Origin of the sequence: Nostoc sp. DedQUE04, from assembly GCF_034530995.1 — a bacterium.
GTDB lineage: Bacteria > Cyanobacteriota > Cyanobacteriia > Cyanobacteriales > Nostocaceae > Nostoc.
Genome location: NZ_JAVRCA010000051.1, coordinates 45,114 through 61,803, shown reverse-complemented (window position 1 = coordinate 61,803; position 16,690 = coordinate 45,114). Strand labels below are relative to the sequence as shown.

Sequence of the window (16,690 nt, the reverse complement as noted above, 5' to 3'; positions counted from 1 at the left end):
TTTTTACTCCAGCTTTTTATTATCCCATGTTATTTATATTAAGGATAAGTCTATTACCGCTATTCTAAAAAATTAACCCTCAGCTTACCACTGAGGGCTTTTTTTGTTTGGCAAAATGGCATATCTGTAAATTACAGGGTTGCTATGGTATTTGAGTAGGATACATTCCATGCGAAAGTACTGACTTGCATTACCCCTGGTAATTAGCCAGGGGTTTTTATTTTAACTGAGAGCGATCGCTCTTAGATATTCTGCTGAAAAATTTATTTTTAACGATTTTGAGTAAATAATTTTAGCATTCTCTGCTTTTGGGAATTAATTAGCGATCGCGATTTTTATTCAACCAGAAAATTGACAATAAATATAAGCTTATATTAAGTGGAAAAATCAAGTACAACGAATTAACGATGACAGACGCTAAAAATGTAATCGATGGAAACCTAGAGGTTTGCTGTACTTCTCCCGTGACTGGGTTTTACCGCGACGGCTTTTGTCGGACAGGTGGTCAAGATTTCGGCTCCCATGTCATATGTGCCCAAGTAACATCAGAATTCCTGGAGTTTACCAAATCACAAGGGAACGACCTCAGCACACCTGTTCCTGATTTTAATTTTCCTGGATTGAAACCTGGCGATCGCTGGTGTTTGTGTGCTTCTCGCTGGCAAGAAGCTCTCGAAGCTGGTGTTGCTCCACCCGTAATTCTTTCAGCAACCCATGCTAGAGCTTTGGAAGTAGTTTCTCTAGACGAACTGAAAAAACATGCCCTAACTTCGTCTTAATTGGGCATTGGGCATTGGGCATCGGGCATCGGGCATTGGGCATTGGGCATTGGGCATTGGGCATTGGGCATTGAACATTGGGAAAGAGGAGGCAGGAGGCAGAAGTTCTACAATGTTTGAATTTTGAATTTTGAATTTTGAATTGATTTCTCCCCTGCCTCCCCTGCTTTCCTCTCCCCAATTCCAAATCAACTCACTGGAACTTCCAAAGGCAGTTGTAATATATTGGCAACCGCAGAAATCAACTTATTGGGGTCAATTGGCTTAGATAAATGCTGCTGAAACCCAGCTTTTAGGGCTTTCAAGCGGTCTTCCTCTCGCGTGTATGCTGTTAAAGCGATCGCGGGGATGCGTCCACCTTTTTCTGGTTCTAAAGAGCGCAGTTTCCTAATCAGTGTATAACCATCTTGCTCTGACATACCGATGTCGCTAATCAGGATATCTGGTTTTGCTTGTTCAACTACTACTAGGGCTTCATCAACTGATGCTACCGCACTGGCAAAAGCCCCATACTCCTCAAACATAAAACTGAGAAAGTTACGGGTATCTGCTTCATCATCTACAACTAAAACTTTTAATCCAGCAAGGGGCGTCGATGCCACAGGGGAAGAAATTTCTCCTGTAGCTTCTCTACTCACCCTACTACCCTTATTATCTTGTAGAAGTGGTAGTCTTACAGTAAAGGTTGCTCCTTGTCCAGTACCTAAACTTTCGGCAAAGATCGCACCTTTGTGCAGTTCCACTAGATGACGGACGATCGCTAATCCTAGTCCTAATCCATTGTGCGATCGCGTTGTGGTACTGTCTGCTTGGCGAAAACGCTCAAATACTTTGGGTAAAAACTCGGAACTGATACCAACGCCCGTATCGATAACTTCAATTTGGGCGTACTGAGATTTTGGATTTTGGATTTTGGATTTTAGATTATTGCTTTCATCAGTATTTGCAGAGTCTAAATTTTCACTATCAGATTCAAATCTCAAATTGTTCGACTGGCTTGTACTGATGGTTGTGGAAGTAGCGCCCACACCAAAGTCTGAAATCGAAAATCCAAAATGCTTTGATAGCCTAACCTCTACCCTGCCACCTTTAGGGGTAAATTTTATTGCATTAGTTAGTAGGTTCCAGACAATTTGCTGTAAACGGGCTGGATCGCCATAGACTGATCCTATGGAAGTATCCAGCAGAGTATTTAATTGAATCTCTTTTGGCTCTGCTAGGGGACGCACTGCCTCTAAAGCTGCTTCCATCACCGAGATTAGATTCACTGCCGATACGTTTAACCGCAACTGACCGCGGATAATCCGGGATACATCCAAAATATCCTCAATTAGTTGCATCTGAGATATGGCGTTGCGTTCGATCGCCTCCAAGGCGCGAGAAGTGGCTTTTTCGTCAAGTTTCTTGGTGCGGAGGATTTTTGACCAGCCCAGCATTGAGGTTAGAGGCGTGCGGAGTTCGTGGGAGAGAACAGCTAGAAACTCATCTTTCATCCGATTTGCAGCTTCTGCTTCTTGTCTTGCCGTTTGTTCGCGAATCACTTGAGCGCGGACTTCTTCTGCTTGCTTGCGTTCGGTAATATCTTCAAGAGTGCCTACATAACCCAATAAGTCTCCTTGACTGGAAAGCATCGGTGATGAGCGAACTTGAACCCAACGAATATTACCATGAGCAGCTTGAAAGCGAAATTCTTCTGAGTATTCCCGACCTTCACAAATGTAAGCAGACCAACTAGCGATCGCTCGTTCTCTATCTTCTGGATGAACAGATTCCAGCCATCTCTTCTCTAAACTCTCTGCGGCTTTCAAGCCACAAATTATCTGATATCGGGGATTAGTATATTTACAGTCACCTTCAGTATCAGTTTCAAAAATGCCAACGGGTGAGCAGGTACTTAGCGATCGGAATCGTTCTTCACTTTGCCTGAGTTCGGTATTTACAGCTACCAATTGCGCTGTTTGTTGCTTGATGGCTTCTGTTTTCTTAAATAGTTCTACAAATACGGTGACTTTAGAAGTCAAAATATTGGGGTCTAGTGGTTTGAGCAAATAATCAACAGCACCCAAGGCATAACCTTTAAACAGCATTTGGTCGCTGGTACTAAAGGCGGTAAGAAAGATAATTGGAGTGTGACGCGATCGCCCCCGATTGCGAATTAAGGTAGCAGTTTCAAAGCCATCCATCCCAGGCATTTGCACATCCAGCAAAATCACCGCAAAGTCTTGATGCAGCAGACACCTCAAAGCTTCTTCCCCGGAAGTAGCTCTCACGAGATTCTCTCCTAATTTTTCTAGGATTGCCTCTAGTGCCAGCAAATTTTCTAGTTTATCATCTACTAGGAGGATGTTGACTTTGCGTTCCATCTGCATCGGTTTATTTCGGTGATAATTGACAAAGCTTGACCATCTGGGAAGCAATGTTTGAGAGTGTCAAAATCCAGTCTACTTCAATAGCAGAAATTGCTGCCTCTGGCATAATGTCGCTTTCAGCTGTGGCAGGTTCTTGTACAATAGTAATTCCTCCCCGCGCTTTTATTTTCTTAAGACCTTGCATACCATCTTGGTTCGCTCCTGTCAATATTACACCAATAACTTCTTCTGTGTAGACATCGGCTGCCGACTCAAATAGCACATCAATAGATGGTCTAGCATAAGAAACAGGCTCATCAGTTGAAAGAGCAAAGTGACCTGGTTCAACCAGTAAATGATAATCTGCTGGGGCTATGTAGATATATCCCGGTAGTATTTCGTCCTTGTCTTCCACTTCGCGAATTTTCAACAAAGTGGATTCTTGTAATAAATCCTGGAGTGTGTTGCTAGATTCTTTATGACGGTGTTGCACAATCGCGATCGCTACAGGAAAGTCTGCGGGTAAATTACCCAAGACGATTTTCAATGCTGATAATCCGCCTAAAGAAGTACCAATTACCACAATTTTAAACGACACTTGTTTCGCCCTCACACCTGTGGAATGGGGAGTTACGTAAATAGCAAAGGATATTTCATACTGAGTCAGTCAGTGTTTTCTTGCTTCTTTGCTCTTACCAGTAACCCATGTTTAGGTGCAAAAATCATTGCTATGATAAACAACAAGGTTTGTAACACCACTATACAACCCCCAGTTGCACCATCGATATGATAGCTGATGTAAGTCCCCATGACACTAGAAAATACGCCCGATGCCATTGCAATTAGTATCATGTGGTCGAAACGGTCTGTTAACAAATAAGCCGTTGCTCCCGGAGTAACTAACATAGCGACAACCAGAATAATTCCCACTGTTTGGAGTCCGGCGACAGCAGTTAGCGAGAGTAATGATAGTAAAATATAGTGCAGTACTCCTGTGTTCAAGCCGATGGAACGTGCATGAGTGGGGTCAAAACAAAATAATAGTAAGTCTTTGCGTAAAACAGCTATTGTTACTAAAGTAATTACACTAATAATCACAGTTTGAATAATGTCTTCATTAGAAATACCCAAGACATTCCCAAACAAAATGTGCGTCAAGTCTACGCTGCTTGGAGTTTTGGAAACTAGTACCAAACCCAGAGCAAAAAATCCTGTAAATACAAGTCCAATTACAGTATCTTCTTTAATTCTCGTTTTCGCTTTGATATAACCGATCGCAATAACTGAACCTACTCCAAATACAAAAGCGCCCACAGCAAAAGGGATATTTAAGACATAAGCAATTACTACCCCAGGCATTACTGCATGGGAAACAGCATCCCCCATTAATGCCCAACCTTTGAGGGTCATAAAACAAGATAAAACAGAACAGACTACCCCAACTAAGGCACTTACACAAATTGCCTTCACCATGAATTCATGCTGTAGGGGTGTAGTGAACCAGTCTAAGAATGCGAGAGTATTCATATTTTTATAACTTTAATCCAAGCAATATCAACTAAAAATTCTCAATCAGATTCACCTTGATTTCCACGGATTATCTGACTTTTGTTGAGAGATAAATCTCCAAGAGAACCGCCAAAAGTCCGTGAGAGATTCTCTTCTGTGAAGACTTCCGATGTATCACCATAAGCTAAAATAGTACGGTTAATGAGTACTACTTGGTCACAAAAAGTAGTGATAGATGCTAAATCATGGGTAGAAATCAAAATTGTATGACCTTCCTCTCGCAATTCCAGCAATAAGTCAATCATCGCTTTTTCTGTTTTGATATCTACCCCAGTGAAAGGTTCATCTAATAGTAAAACTGTTCCCTGTTGTGCTAAAGCACGGGCGAGAAAAGCACGTTTTTTCTGTCCGCCAGAGAGTTCTCCAATTTGGCGATCGCGCATCGACCACATTTGTACCCTTTCCAAACTTTCCCTCACCACTCTTCGATCGTTCGCCGATGGGATTCGTAATATATTCATGTATCCGTAGCGTCCCATCATCACCACATCATGGACACTTACTGGAAAATTCCAGTCCACCTCTTCTGACTGTGGTACATAAGCGACCAAGCTTTTTTTCTGTACAGTTTTTATCGGTAGGCCATTAATCAAAACCCGTCCTGTAACTGGCTTCAAAAAACCCATAATTGCCTTAAATAGGGTTGATTTACCACTACCATTCATCCCTACTAAACCACTGATTGAACCTGCTTGAATTTGCAAATAAGCACCATGTAAAGCAACTTTGCCGTGGTAAGCAACTGTCAAATTTTCGACATCAATACTAATGGATTTCATTAAAAATCACCTCTAAAATTAATTAATAGTTTGTAGTGAGCGGCTTCAGCCCTCTTTCCAAAGACGTAACGTTTTCCAGAGAACAAAATAGGACTAAATTCGTTACTACAAGCTTATTTACAATAGTTAGATTTATTCTTGCATACTTGCTCATTTTTGCTCTAATCCCTGAGTTAGAGTATTAATATTACCTTCTAGCAACTTGAGATAAGTCGGTGCTGGCCCGTTGGCTGGAGACAGAGAATCAACGTAAAACACTCCACCAAATCTTGCTCCCGATTCTCTAGCTACCTGACGTTGCGCTCCATCGTTGACTGTACTTTCACAGAAAACTACAGGTATTTTATTTTTTTTAACTATATCAATGACTTTCTCTAGCTGTTTGGGAGTAGCTTGTTGTTCAGAGTTGACTGCCCAAAGATAAGCTTCTTTCAAGCCATAATCGCGGGTGACGTATGAGAAAGCGCCTTCACAGCTTACCATGTAGCGCTTGTCTGCTGGAACTACCGACACGGCTTTTCGCAGTTTCTCATCAACTTCCTTAATCTTTTGACTGTATGCTTTGGCATTGGTGTTATAAGTCTCTGCATTCGCTGAGTCCAAATTAACCAATACCTTACGAATATTCTCTACGTAAATCAAGGCATTTTCTGGTGACATCCAAGCATGGGGATTAGGTTTCCCTTTATAGGCATCCTCAGCAATTTCAACAGGCTTAATTCCCTCACTTAGGGTAACATGAGGTACATTAGGAACGCTGTTATACAATTTCTGTGCCCAACGCTCTAAATTCAGACCATTATTCAAAATTAGGTCTGCTTTTTGCGCCCTCACCAAATCGCTAGGAGTTGGTTCATAACCATGAATTTCCGCCCCTGGTTTAGTCAAAGATTCAACAATCGCTTTGTCTCCTGCCACGTTTTGCGCCATATCTGCAATGACTGTAAAGGTGGTAAGAACTACTTTTTTACCTTTTTTATCTAGGTTGGTGTTAGTTGTGCCTGGGTTTGGACTTAACTGTGGTTGAGAATTGGAAATTGACGGGCTACACCCACTCAAACATAGCCACAATAGCAGCCCAGACGCTAAAGCCAATTTTTGCCCGTGCTGCGGTAGTTGCATCTGAAAGTTATTGATATTAAATCTCATTATAGCAATTTCATAATCTTCTCACTTTTGTTTCACTTTAGCAGAAGTAAGATAAAAATGAAAGAATTATGAAAATAATCTCAGAGCAAAAAAGCGAACCTGTTGCAATAAACTGTATTTCTGAGTTCTGACTTAACCATGATTCCTTACTTTTATCTTTTTAAAGGTTTTTTTGAGTGATTCAAATATTTTTGTTATTTACATCACAAACAAATATTTTAGTATTGTGAAATAACTTACAGACAAATATGATTTTTCGGCTTTTTTGTATTTAAAAAAATGCAAAAGTAAATACATTATAAAAATGTTTGTTTGTTAAAAAACTAACCTTTAAAAGTTTAATATTTATTGTTTTGACAATTCATAAAAATTTACTTAAGCTAAAGGATAGGTTAAGCAAATCAACAAACGACAGCGATTTGATTTAGCTACATCAAGAATTGCTGTTGCAGACTATTGGTATAAGGAAATGAATCAAAACAAAAATTATTCCATGTAGGCAATTTAACCAAATTTGGCTACAAAAAGCTAAGACATGATTAAGCGTATTGCACCGCGCAGATATTGAACAGAATTCGGTCAATTATGGATGGATACTTGTGGTGATGTTAGTGAGTATCCATAAATTATTGAAGCTTGACTAGCGATTTTAGATTTTTGATTAAGGTCTTCTAGTTTATATCTCGTCTGGGACGGAATAAATCTAAAAGACGCTCGCTAAGACTGCGCGATCGCCAATCCAAAAATCCAAAATTTATTGACCAAAGTGCGATAGATATGTCCAGGAGAAGACGATGCTTGAGTATTTGACATCTTTGAACGACCACAATTTGCCCTATCCAGATACGATTCATCCCATCGTTGTCCACTTCGTAATTGCGATGGTGTTATTTTCCTTCTTCTGCGATGTAATCGGCTATTTTACTGGTAAATCCGGTCTTTTTGAGGTGAGTTGGTGGAATATGTTAGTTGCCACGATCGCCATCTTCGTCGCGATTATTTTTGGTCAATTTGAAGCGGGATTAGCACAGCCTTACAGCCTAGCGAAATCGGTGCTGAATTTGCATACGCTAATTGGTTGGTCGCTTTCGGGAATTATCACAGCGATTACAGCTTGGCGCTATGTAATTCGTGCCCGCAATCCTAAAAAAGTACCGATTTATTATTTGGGAGCCGGACTAGTTTTAACCCTGATAGTTGGCTTACAAGTATATCTCGGAGATGAGCTTGTTTGGGTATATGGATTGCATACCGTACCAGTTGTGGAAGCAGTAAAGGATGGTGTGTTGCGATGAACTCAGAATTGATTAACCAATTAACCGACTCTCTAGGCGCAAACGGATTACCTTACGCAATTCCCATTCATCCCAACTTAGTCCATCTGACAATAGGTTTGTTCATCATTGCGATCGCCTTTGATATCGTTGGTGTTCTGTTCCCCTTTGAAAAGTGGGTCTTCAAATTTTTGGCAATTACTGTCGAACGTGACAACTTATTTGCTGTTGGCTGGTACAACATGTTAGCTGCCAGCATCATCACATTTTTCACAGTGGGAGCAGGCTTTTACGAAATGCTGTTGGCAACACCACCGACGGATATAAAGAGCGCCTGGGGATTACAGGCAATGGAAACTATGCTTTGGCATGGTGTGGGTGGTGTGTTCTTATTAGCACTGATTGTTGGTATGACCATCTGGAGAGCATGGCAGCGCTTCGTTTGGGGCAGACAAGAATATAAACAGACAGATAGAGAAGTGCAATGGATCTATCTGTTCGCAGGCATAGCCATCATGTTCGTTATGTACATCCACGGCACACTAGGAGCGCAACTAGCCACCGAATTTGGCGTACACAATACAGCAGATAATTTACTGCGATCGCACCAAGACCTCAACACAATACTCAAATAAGTCATTTGTCATTTGTCCTTTGTCCTTTGTCATTTGTTTAGAGTTACTAACGATCAACCAATAACTAATGACTAGTGACCAATGACCAATAACTAATGACCAATGCCCCATGCCCCATGCCCCATGCCCAATGACCAATGACCAATGACTAATGACTAATGACTAATAACCAATGATGAAAATCCAGAAGATTTTAAATATTTTGACGCTGCTTACAGGCGCGATCGCAGTGACTGTTACGAGTCTCTGGATCGGGAAGCAGGCTTACTTTTGGCTTCCCCCCCAAGCAGCAGCCGAATCCCTACTAATTGATGATTTGATTAGCTTCTTAGTAACCCTCGGTGCCTTCATTTTCTTGGGAGTAACAAGTACTTTAATGTATTCTGTGGTCTTCCATCGGGCCATCAAAGATGACTTCACTGACGGCCCCCCAATTCATGGCAATGTCACCTTAGAAGTTGTCTGGACAGCAATCCCAATTCTTTTGGTGTTTTGGATTGCGGGTTACAGCTACCAAGTTTATGAACAAATGGGGATTCAAGGCCCATCGGAATTAGTTCACCTGCATAATCCGCTAGCAATGCAATCGGCTCATGCAGAACCAAAAGATGTACCAGCTAACGCTTTAGCGGAACCTGTAGAAAAAATCGACGTACTAGCTAAACAATGGGCGTGGGTTTTTCATTACCCAGAAAAAGATATTACCAGTACCGAATTGCATTTACCTAGCGATCGCCGGATACGTTTAGCACTGAAATCACAAGACGTTCTCCACGGCTTCTATATACCTGCATTCCGCCTCAAGCAGGATATTATTCCCAACCATGCGATCGACTTTGAATTTACTCCCATCCGCGCTGGCAAGTACAGATTGACCGATTCCCAATATAGCGGTACATACTTTGCCACGATGCAGGCAAATGTAGTCGTCGAATCTCCTGAAGATTATCAGCAGTGGCTAGCACAAGCTGCAACCCAAAAGCCATCCTTAGCAAATAATCAAGCAGCTTCTGAGTATGCCCAAACATCCAATCAATCAGTCCAAACTGGTTGGGTTACAGTTCCACCTGCTGCACCTCCTCTAGTCAATTCACCTGGTTGAAAGGAAAGTAACCATGACTAATGTTCCTATTGAAGGTATCCTTCTCCCTGATGAGAAGCATAACCACGAATCTCCAAGTAATTGGAAAGAATACTTCAGCTTTAGTACCGACCACAAGGTAATTGGTATCCAGTATCTCGTTACCTCATTTTTCTTCTTTCTCGTCGGCGGTATCTTTGCGATGGTGATGCGGGGAGAACTGATGACACCCGAATCAGATTTAGTCGATCGCACCATCTACAACGGTATGTTCACCATGCACGGCACTATAATGCTGTTTTTGTGGACATTTCCCTCACTGGTTGGTTTTGCCAACTATTTAGTACCCCTGATGATTGGGGCGCGAGATATGGCATTTCCCCGCCTGAACGCAGTTGCCTTTTGGATGGTGCCAGTAGTTGGGATTTTGATGATGGGGAGCTTCTTCGTCCCCGGTGGCCCAGCCCAAGCCGGCTGGTGGTCTTACCCGCCAGTCAGTCTCCAGAATCCCACAGGTAACTTGATTAATGGTCAAGTTCTCTGGCTCTTAGCGGTGGCAATATCCGGCGTATCCTCAATTATGGGCGCAGTGAACTTTGTCACCACAATCGTGAAGATGCGGGCCCCAGGAATGGGCTTCTTTCGGATGCCCTTGTTTGTCTGGGGAGTATTTAGCGCCCAGATTATCCAACTATTCGGACTACCTGCATTGACAGCTGGTGCGGTGATGTTGCTACTTGACCTCACAGTTGGCACCGCCTTTTTTGACCCAAGCAAGGGTGGGAATCCAGTCATGTTCCAGCATTACTTCTGGTTCTACTCCCACCCCGCCGTTTACGTGATCATTCTGCCTGTCTTTGCGATTTTCTCAGAAATCTTCCCAGTTTATTCACGTAAACCTCTATTTGGTTACAAAGTAGTTGCTATTTCATCCATCTTGATTGCAGGAGTAAGCGGCATTGTTTGGGTACACCACATGTACGTCAGTGGTACATCAGGCTGGATGCGGTTGATTTTCATGCTGACGACGATGTGTGTGTCTGTACCCACAGGAATTAAAGTATTTGCTTGGGTAGCAACTATTTGGGGCGGTAAACTGCGGCTAAATACCCCCATGCTATTTGCCTTGGGCGGATTAATCATGTTTGTGTTCGCAGGAATCACAGGCATCATGCTTTCTTCCGTGCCGGTTGATGTCCACGTTAACAATACCTACTTTGTGGTGGGACACTTCCACTACGTCCTCTACGGCACCGTGACGATGGGCTTATTTGCAGCCATCTATCACTGGTTCCCCAAAATGACTGGGCGGATGTACTCTGAAAGCTGGGGTAAAATCCACTTCTGGTTAGCATTTATCGGCACCAACCTCAACTTTTTACCCATGCACCCCTTAGGATTGCAAGGGATGTTACGCCGAGTTGCTTCCTACGCCCCAGAGTATCAATTCTGGAATGTCATCGCTAGCCTGGGCGGATTTGTCTTAGGAATGTCCACCTTACCCTTCATATTCAACATGGTGATTTCTTGGATGCAAGGCGAGAAAGCACCTGCTAACCCTTGGCGAGCAATCGGACTAGAGTGGTTAGTTTCTTCACCCCCCCCAGTAGAAAACTTTGAAGAAATCCCCATCATCATCTCCGAACCCTACGGCTACGGCAAATCAGAACCCTTAACAGCCAACCTCCCAGAATAAACGCAAACTATCGGGAAGACGCAAAAACCCTCCGCGTCCCTCTGCGCTTCCCTTTGCGTTACTTTGCGTTTCAAATTCCCCCTCAAAAAGCAAAATGGACAGCTATATCAATACCGAAGAATTGCACCATACAAGCGCAGAACACAGTCACGACGAAGAAGGCAACAAAATGTTTGGCTTCATTGTCTTCCTACTGTCAGAAAGCGTCATTTTCTTAAGTTTTTTCGCTGGATATGCCATCTACAAAACAACAACCCCTAACTGGCTACCGGCTGGTGTTTCTGGATTAGAAGTAAAAGAACCGGCAATCAACACAGTAATTCTTGTCGCTAGTAGCTTTGTCATTTACTTAGCAGAACGCGCCCTTCAACGCCACGACTTAGTGAAATTTCGCCTGTTCCTCTTGGCAACAATGGCAATGGGAACTTACTTTTTAGTTGGCCAAGCGATTGAATGGAACGGCCTCGCCTTTGGTTTCACCTCCGGGGTATTTGGTGGAACATTCTATCTACTTACAGGCTTCCACGGCTTGCACGTTTTCACTGGTATCCTGTTGCAGTTGATAATTTTGGTACGTTCTTTCCTACCTGGCAACTACGATACAGGTCATTTTGGCGTCAATGCAACTTCATTGTTTTGGCACTTCGTCGATGTTATCTGGATTATTTTGTTTATCCTTATCTATGTTTGGCAGTAAAGATTGGTGGGAAGGAAAACCCAGATAAACTCTCTGGGTTGGTGTATGTGGCATTGTTAATTACTTTTATGCCCCATACACCATTCACTGTAATAACTATAATTTGGGTCTTAGTTCAACTTTTCAAATTAACCTTTTCCTCAAACTTTGAGCTATCTTGATGAGATAAAAATTTTTCACTACTGTGATAATTTCTTCGCCATTGTTCGAGCTTATCTATAGATATTGATTTAGATGTAACATTCACACCATTTCCTCGCCAAGCAACTTCTGAATCTGTTGTGAAAACCCCGCATTCTAATTGATCTAGCCTCATATTCCAATATTCGCTAAATCGACCTTTTAAAGTAATGACTTGCTCAAATACCTTGTTTCTATGCTTATTTCTCCTTTTTCGTTCTGTTGCTCCAGTTGCTTCTGTATCAATAAACTTAGTTTCAATTAAAAACAGACTACCTTTAAAGGTCAAGAAGACAAAATCACACTTTCCTAAATCTGTATAATCTGAAATTGGAGATTTTTCAAACAACAGCAATTCAGCGCACGAGGGAAACAATTCTTTAATATTCAGAAATAAATAAGCTTGCAATAGAAGTTCCTTATCATAAGGAAACAAGATTACTCCTTCAAAAAATTTTTGAATGTCATCGTGAGTTTGGGGTTGAATTTTTTTACAGTATGAAACAAATCTATGTAGCTCGTTGACGATCATCAAGTTCTAACTCCTTCCCCCAGTCGCAGCCTTAAGGGTATTAGCATCAAAAGATACCACTCTCTCAAGGAAATTATCATCCGCATAAGTAACTAAAAAAACCGATGAAAATCCTCAATACTTAAGACAATTTACTGTTGACAGTTCAATAAAACTAATTTTTAAGCTGCTTTTCAGTATTGGTGGATTTTTTACTTCTGGTGTCAGCTACCAGTCAGTGATTTTATATGAGCAGGAAAACTGGCATTTTGCAAAGCTTGAACAGTTATTCGAGAATCTTGTACGCAAAATTGCCAACCTAAGCGAACAAGTTTACGAGAAGTTTCAGTTTGAATAATTCCAATCACTGGCATTTTTGCCTTTTCTTTGTCTACTGAATGGTCTTGTAAAATCGTTTTCAAGCGATGTAAATCTTCCATATTACCTGCTTGCTGGGGATTTAATTCCACCATTACCATTTGTACTGTTTCCACTGGTTCTGCATCTTCAAGAATAAATTGAGTTTGCTCGTCACGTCGGTCTACTTTTCCCCAAATAATCAATCTAGTGTCAACTTGGAGTAGGGAACTAATGCGTTCATAAGTTTTCGGAAAAACTACAGCTTCTAATTGTGTAGTTAGGTCTTCTACTTGCAAGATCGCCATCTGATCGCCTTTTTTCGTCACCACTTTTTTGACGTTATTCAACATGACAACTGCACAAAGCCGTGTATCTTCCCTTTGTTCTCCTAGTTGCGAAAGGTTAATTGGAGTCAAAAGTGGTGCTATTTGCCGTAAGGATTTCAGTGGATGATCTGATACATAAAAGCCTAATAATTCTTTCTCCATCTGCAACTTTTTCTGTGGGGGTAAATCTGTCACAGGTTTAGATTTTGGAGCAGTTTCAAAGGCATTATTTGCTCTTTTATTCTGAGTCGAAGAAAAGCCGTCGCCCAATAAATCAAATAGATTCCCTTGACCGCTAGCTCTATCTTTCGCACGAGATTGTGCCCAATCATACACTAATTCTGAGTCGTTAATTAACTGTTGGCGGTTGGATTCAATTTTGTCAAAGGCTCCACAGTAAATCAGCGACTCCAGAGTGCGGCGATTAACAGCACGCAAATCCACGCGATCGCAAAAATCTGCGAGTGATTTAAACTCTCCTGTCTCATTTCTCGCTGACAAAATAGAAGCGATCGCATTTTGTCCCACGTTACGCACCGCCGAAAATCCAAACAGAATCTTGCCTGCCGTTGGCGTAAAATCAACACCAGAACGATTAATATCTGGTGGATCTATGGATATCCCCATATTTGTACAGTTAGTAATGTATCTCTGTACCTTATCGGTATCACCACTGTTAGCTGTTAACAGTGCCGCCATATATTCCAATGGGTAATTAGCTTTTAAATATGCTGTTTGATATGTTACATAACCATAGGCTGTCGAATGGGATTTATTGAAACAATTAGCAGCTATTAAGCCATTTTTTATGGTAAAATTATGGTCACGCTCCACCCCAATGTCATAAACATTTTGTTTGCCTAAATATTTACGTGTGGCTATTTTTATCATCCTACCTTACCTCGAAAAATTTTGTGGAATTGAATAAAATTATGAAGTTTGTAGTATTAATAAGGTTGTAATACAAAATTATATCATTAGAAAACACTGCTGTACTCTTACACAAAAGTAGCCAATATATAAAAACTTTGACAAACTATTCAGTAGACGGTTGATAGCCATGTATTTGCTATTTAAAAAAACCTATTAAACACATTTCAATACATATTAATCCGCTTAGTCAGATGAATGGGGAATGGCAAGCAGAGGAGAATAAGCAATGCCCAAAGTCCAATAACCAATACCCAATTTTGACCAATATGTACTAGAATCAATGATTTGAGTCACAAAGAGAGCAATCATGGCATCCATCCGCGAGTTGCACCAACAGCTAGTTAAAAAAGAACGTTCTGCCGTTGAAATTACCCAAGAAGCTTTAGAGCGCATTCAAGCGTTAGAGCCGAAATTGCACAGCTTTTTATGTGTGACGGCAAATCGAGCATTAGAGCAGGCAGGTGCTGTGGATGCCAAAATTGCCGCAGGAGAAGAAATTGGGCTGCTGGCGGGCATTCCTGTGGGTATTAAGGACAATATGTGTACCAAGGGGATTCCTACCACCTGCGCCTCTCGGATTTTAGAAAATTTTGTACCGCCTTATGAATCAACAGCGACGCAAAAATTGGCAGATGCTGGGGCGGTAATGGTAGGTAAAACCAACTTGGATGAGTTTGCAATGGGTAGTTCCACTGAAAACTCTGCTTATCAAGTCACGGCTAATCCTTGGGATTTGTCACGAGTTCCAGGTGGTTCTTCTGGAGGCTCTGCGGCGGCGGTGGCGGCTCAAGAATGTGTAGTTGCTCTCGGTTCTGATACTGGCGGTTCGATTCGCCAACCTGCGTCTTTCTGCGGTGTGGTGGGAATGAAACCAACTTATGGTTTGGTTTCCCGTTATGGCTTGGTAGCTTACGCTTCGTCTTTGGATCAAATTGGGCCATTTGGAAATACGGTAGAAGATGCGGCAATATTATTAGGTGCGATCGCAGGTTACGATCCCAAAGACTCTACCAGCCTGAAAGTTCCCATTCCCAACTATGCTGCTAGCTTAAAACCAAACTTCAAACCCAGAGGTCAGCTAAGAATTGGTATCATTAAAGAAACTTTTGGTGAAGGTTTAGACGCTGTAGTGGAACAAGCTGTTACCAAAGCAGTTGATCAACTACAAAGTTTGGGAGCCGAAATTCATATAATTTCCTGTCCCCGCTTTCGCTATGGCTTACCCACCTACTACATCATCGCCCCATCAGAAGCATCAGCAAACTTGGCTCGTTACGATGGCGTTAAATATGGGTATCGCGCTCCTGATGCAGATAATCTGTTATCAATGTACACTCGTACCCGTGCCGCTGGTTTTGGTACAGAAGTCAAACGCCGGATTATGATTGGCACTTACGCTCTTTCGGCTGGCTATTATGACGCTTACTATCTGAAAGCGCAAAAAGTTCGTACTTTGATTAAGCAAGACTTTGAAAAGGCTTTTGGCGCGGTTGATGTGTTAGTTTGTCCCACATCTCCCACTACAGCATTTAAAGCAGGGGAAAAAACTACTGACCCCTTGAGTATGTATTTAAATGACTTGATGACTATTCCTGTAAATCTTGCTGGTTTACCCAGTTTGAGTTTGCCATGTGGTTTTGACGACCAAGGGCTACCGATAGGATTGCAGCTAATTGGCAATGTGCTGCGAGAAGACCAACTGTTTCAGGTAGCTTACGCTTATGAACAATCTACTACTTGGCATCTGCGTAAACCCCAAATATCTTGAAAATTGTCATTTGTCATTGGTCATTTGTCATTGGTTATTAATTCTTTTCCTTTACTCGGTACAGACGCGATTAATCGCGTCTTTCCACTCCCTCTATGTTTTTGGTCATTTGTTAGTCTGATTACTAACTATTGACTGTTGATTATTATTTTCTGGAGTCAGAGATTCAGCTGTCAGTTGTGGATTAAGTATATGAAGAAGACCAGCAGATGCACCAACCAATAATAAAATATAGGTCAGAACAAGAGGTATGTATGTATTTTGTTTATTGTCTGAGTGGCGAGCATTTTTAGAGTCTTTACAGACAACATTGGTTATAAGGCTGTACGATAAAGCATTTCCATCCAGCCCTAAAGCATCTCCATAACGACGGATGAATCCTTGCAGAAAAATCGGCTCAGGCAATTCTTCAAATCGATCTTCTTCTAACGCTTGCAAAATACCTACTCGAAGCATTGTCTGAGAGGCTATTTCTTCTATGCGAATAGATTTTTCTTGTCTTACTTGTCGCAAGCGTGTGGTTATTTCCTTTAGTTGCTCTACTTGAGCTTCATTTAAGAGCGTCACAGTCTTCTCCTGTATGGGCTAATTCTACTATTCATTGA

At 41.7% G+C, this 16,690-nt stretch carries 16 protein-coding genes; 7 read left to right on the top strand and 9 right to left on the bottom strand.

Annotation, left to right across the window (positions count from 1 at the left end; all coding sequences use genetic code 11):
• The first annotated feature begins 407 nt into the window (after positions 1-407).
• Positions 408-779 (top strand): DUF2237 domain-containing protein, encoded by a 372-nt coding sequence (locus tag RM049_RS27785; RefSeq protein WP_322674943.1) that lies wholly within the window; start codon positions 408-410, stop codon positions 777-779.
• Positions 780-967: 188 nt separating this feature from the next.
• Here RM049_RS27785 and RM049_RS27780 read toward each other — a convergent pair whose 3' ends face one another.
• From RM049_RS27780 to RM049_RS27760, 5 genes are all read right to left on the bottom strand, one after another.
• A complete protein-coding gene (locus tag RM049_RS27780; protein ID WP_322690190.1) occupies positions 968-3,148 on the bottom strand; it encodes a response regulator in 2,181 nt (726 codons plus the stop codon).
• Between the two features lie 4 nt (positions 3,149-3,152).
• Positions 3,153-3,725 (bottom strand): chemotaxis protein CheB, encoded by a 573-nt coding sequence (locus RM049_RS27775; protein ID WP_322690191.1) that lies wholly within the window; start codon positions 3,723-3,725, stop codon positions 3,153-3,155.
• Positions 3,726-3,790: 65 nt separating this feature from the next.
• A complete protein-coding gene (locus RM049_RS27770) occupies positions 3,791-4,654 on the bottom strand; it encodes a metal ABC transporter permease (protein ID WP_322674946.1) in 864 nt (287 codons plus the stop codon).
• Positions 4,655-4,695: 41 nt separating this feature from the next.
• Complete coding sequence (locus RM049_RS27765) at positions 4,696-5,475, bottom strand: metal ABC transporter ATP-binding protein (RefSeq protein WP_322701868.1); 780 nt, start codon at positions 5,473-5,475, stop codon at positions 4,696-4,698.
• A 150-nt stretch (positions 5,476-5,625) separates the two neighbouring features.
• Positions 5,626-6,624 carry a metal ABC transporter substrate-binding protein gene (locus tag RM049_RS27760; protein ID WP_322706456.1) on the bottom strand — a complete coding sequence of 333 codons (999 nt, stop codon included), beginning with the start codon at positions 6,622-6,624 and terminating at the stop codon, positions 5,626-5,628.
• A gap of 794 nt (positions 6,625-7,418) precedes the next feature.
• On the opposite strand from RM049_RS27760, the gene RM049_RS27755 reads away from it, so the two are divergent.
• The 5 genes from RM049_RS27755 (at position 7,419) to RM049_RS27735 (ending at position 12,007) form a co-directional block, all read left to right on the top strand.
• On the top strand, positions 7,419-7,919 hold the full coding sequence (locus RM049_RS27755) for a DUF2231 domain-containing protein (protein WP_322684619.1): 501 nt from the start codon (positions 7,419-7,421) through the stop codon (positions 7,917-7,919).
• Positions 7,916-8,533: a DUF2231 domain-containing protein gene (locus tag RM049_RS27750; RefSeq protein ID WP_322706455.1), complete on the top strand. Its 618-nt coding sequence runs from the start codon at positions 7,916-7,918 to the stop codon at positions 8,531-8,533. The genes RM049_RS27755 and RM049_RS27750 overlap by 4 nt, the downstream gene beginning before the upstream one ends.
• 175 nt (positions 8,534-8,708) lie before the next feature.
• A complete protein-coding gene (locus tag RM049_RS27745; RefSeq protein ID WP_322706460.1) occupies positions 8,709-9,635 on the top strand; it encodes a cytochrome c oxidase subunit II in 927 nt (308 codons plus the stop codon).
• A 13-nt stretch (positions 9,636-9,648) separates the two neighbouring features.
• The gene (ctaD, locus tag RM049_RS27740; protein ID WP_322706454.1) at positions 9,649-11,310 is read left to right on the top strand and encodes a cytochrome c oxidase subunit I; all 1,662 of its coding nucleotides are present in this window, start codon (positions 9,649-9,651) and stop codon (positions 11,308-11,310) included.
• 94 nt (positions 11,311-11,404) lie between these two features.
• Positions 11,405-12,007 carry a heme-copper oxidase subunit III gene (locus RM049_RS27735; RefSeq protein WP_322706453.1) on the top strand — a complete coding sequence of 201 codons (603 nt, stop codon included), beginning with the start codon at positions 11,405-11,407 and terminating at the stop codon, positions 12,005-12,007.
• A gap of 115 nt (positions 12,008-12,122) precedes the next feature.
• On the opposite strand, the gene RM049_RS27730 is transcribed toward RM049_RS27735, so the two are convergent.
• The 3 genes from RM049_RS27730 to RM049_RS27720 form a co-directional block, all read right to left on the bottom strand.
• Positions 12,123-12,719: a hypothetical protein gene (locus RM049_RS27730; RefSeq protein ID WP_322706459.1), complete on the bottom strand. Its 597-nt coding sequence runs from the start codon at positions 12,717-12,719 to the stop codon at positions 12,123-12,125.
• Positions 12,720-12,922: 203 nt separating this feature from the next.
• Positions 12,923-14,275 carry an OB-fold nucleic acid binding domain-containing protein gene (locus RM049_RS27725; protein ID WP_322674954.1) on the bottom strand — a complete coding sequence of 451 codons (1,353 nt, stop codon included), beginning with the start codon at positions 14,273-14,275 and terminating at the stop codon, positions 12,923-12,925.
• A gap of 225 nt (positions 14,276-14,500) precedes the next feature.
• Entirely contained in the window at positions 14,501-14,626 is a 126-nt protein-coding gene (locus RM049_RS27720) for a hypothetical protein (protein ID WP_322674955.1), read from the bottom strand.
• On the opposite strand from RM049_RS27720, the gene gatA reads away from it, so the two are divergent.
• Positions 14,625-16,085 carry an Asp-tRNA(Asn)/Glu-tRNA(Gln) amidotransferase subunit GatA gene (gatA, locus tag RM049_RS27715; RefSeq protein ID WP_322706452.1) on the top strand — a complete coding sequence of 487 codons (1,461 nt, stop codon included), beginning with the start codon at positions 14,625-14,627 and terminating at the stop codon, positions 16,083-16,085. The genes RM049_RS27720 and gatA overlap by 2 nt on opposite strands.
• Before the next feature lie 105 nt (positions 16,086-16,190).
• Here the strand turns inward: gatA and RM049_RS27710 are convergent, their stop codons facing one another.
• The gene (locus RM049_RS27710; protein ID WP_322674957.1) at positions 16,191-16,652 is read right to left on the bottom strand and encodes a helix-turn-helix domain-containing protein; all 462 of its coding nucleotides are present in this window, start codon (positions 16,650-16,652) and stop codon (positions 16,191-16,193) included.
• Positions 16,653-16,690 lie beyond the last annotated feature (38 nt).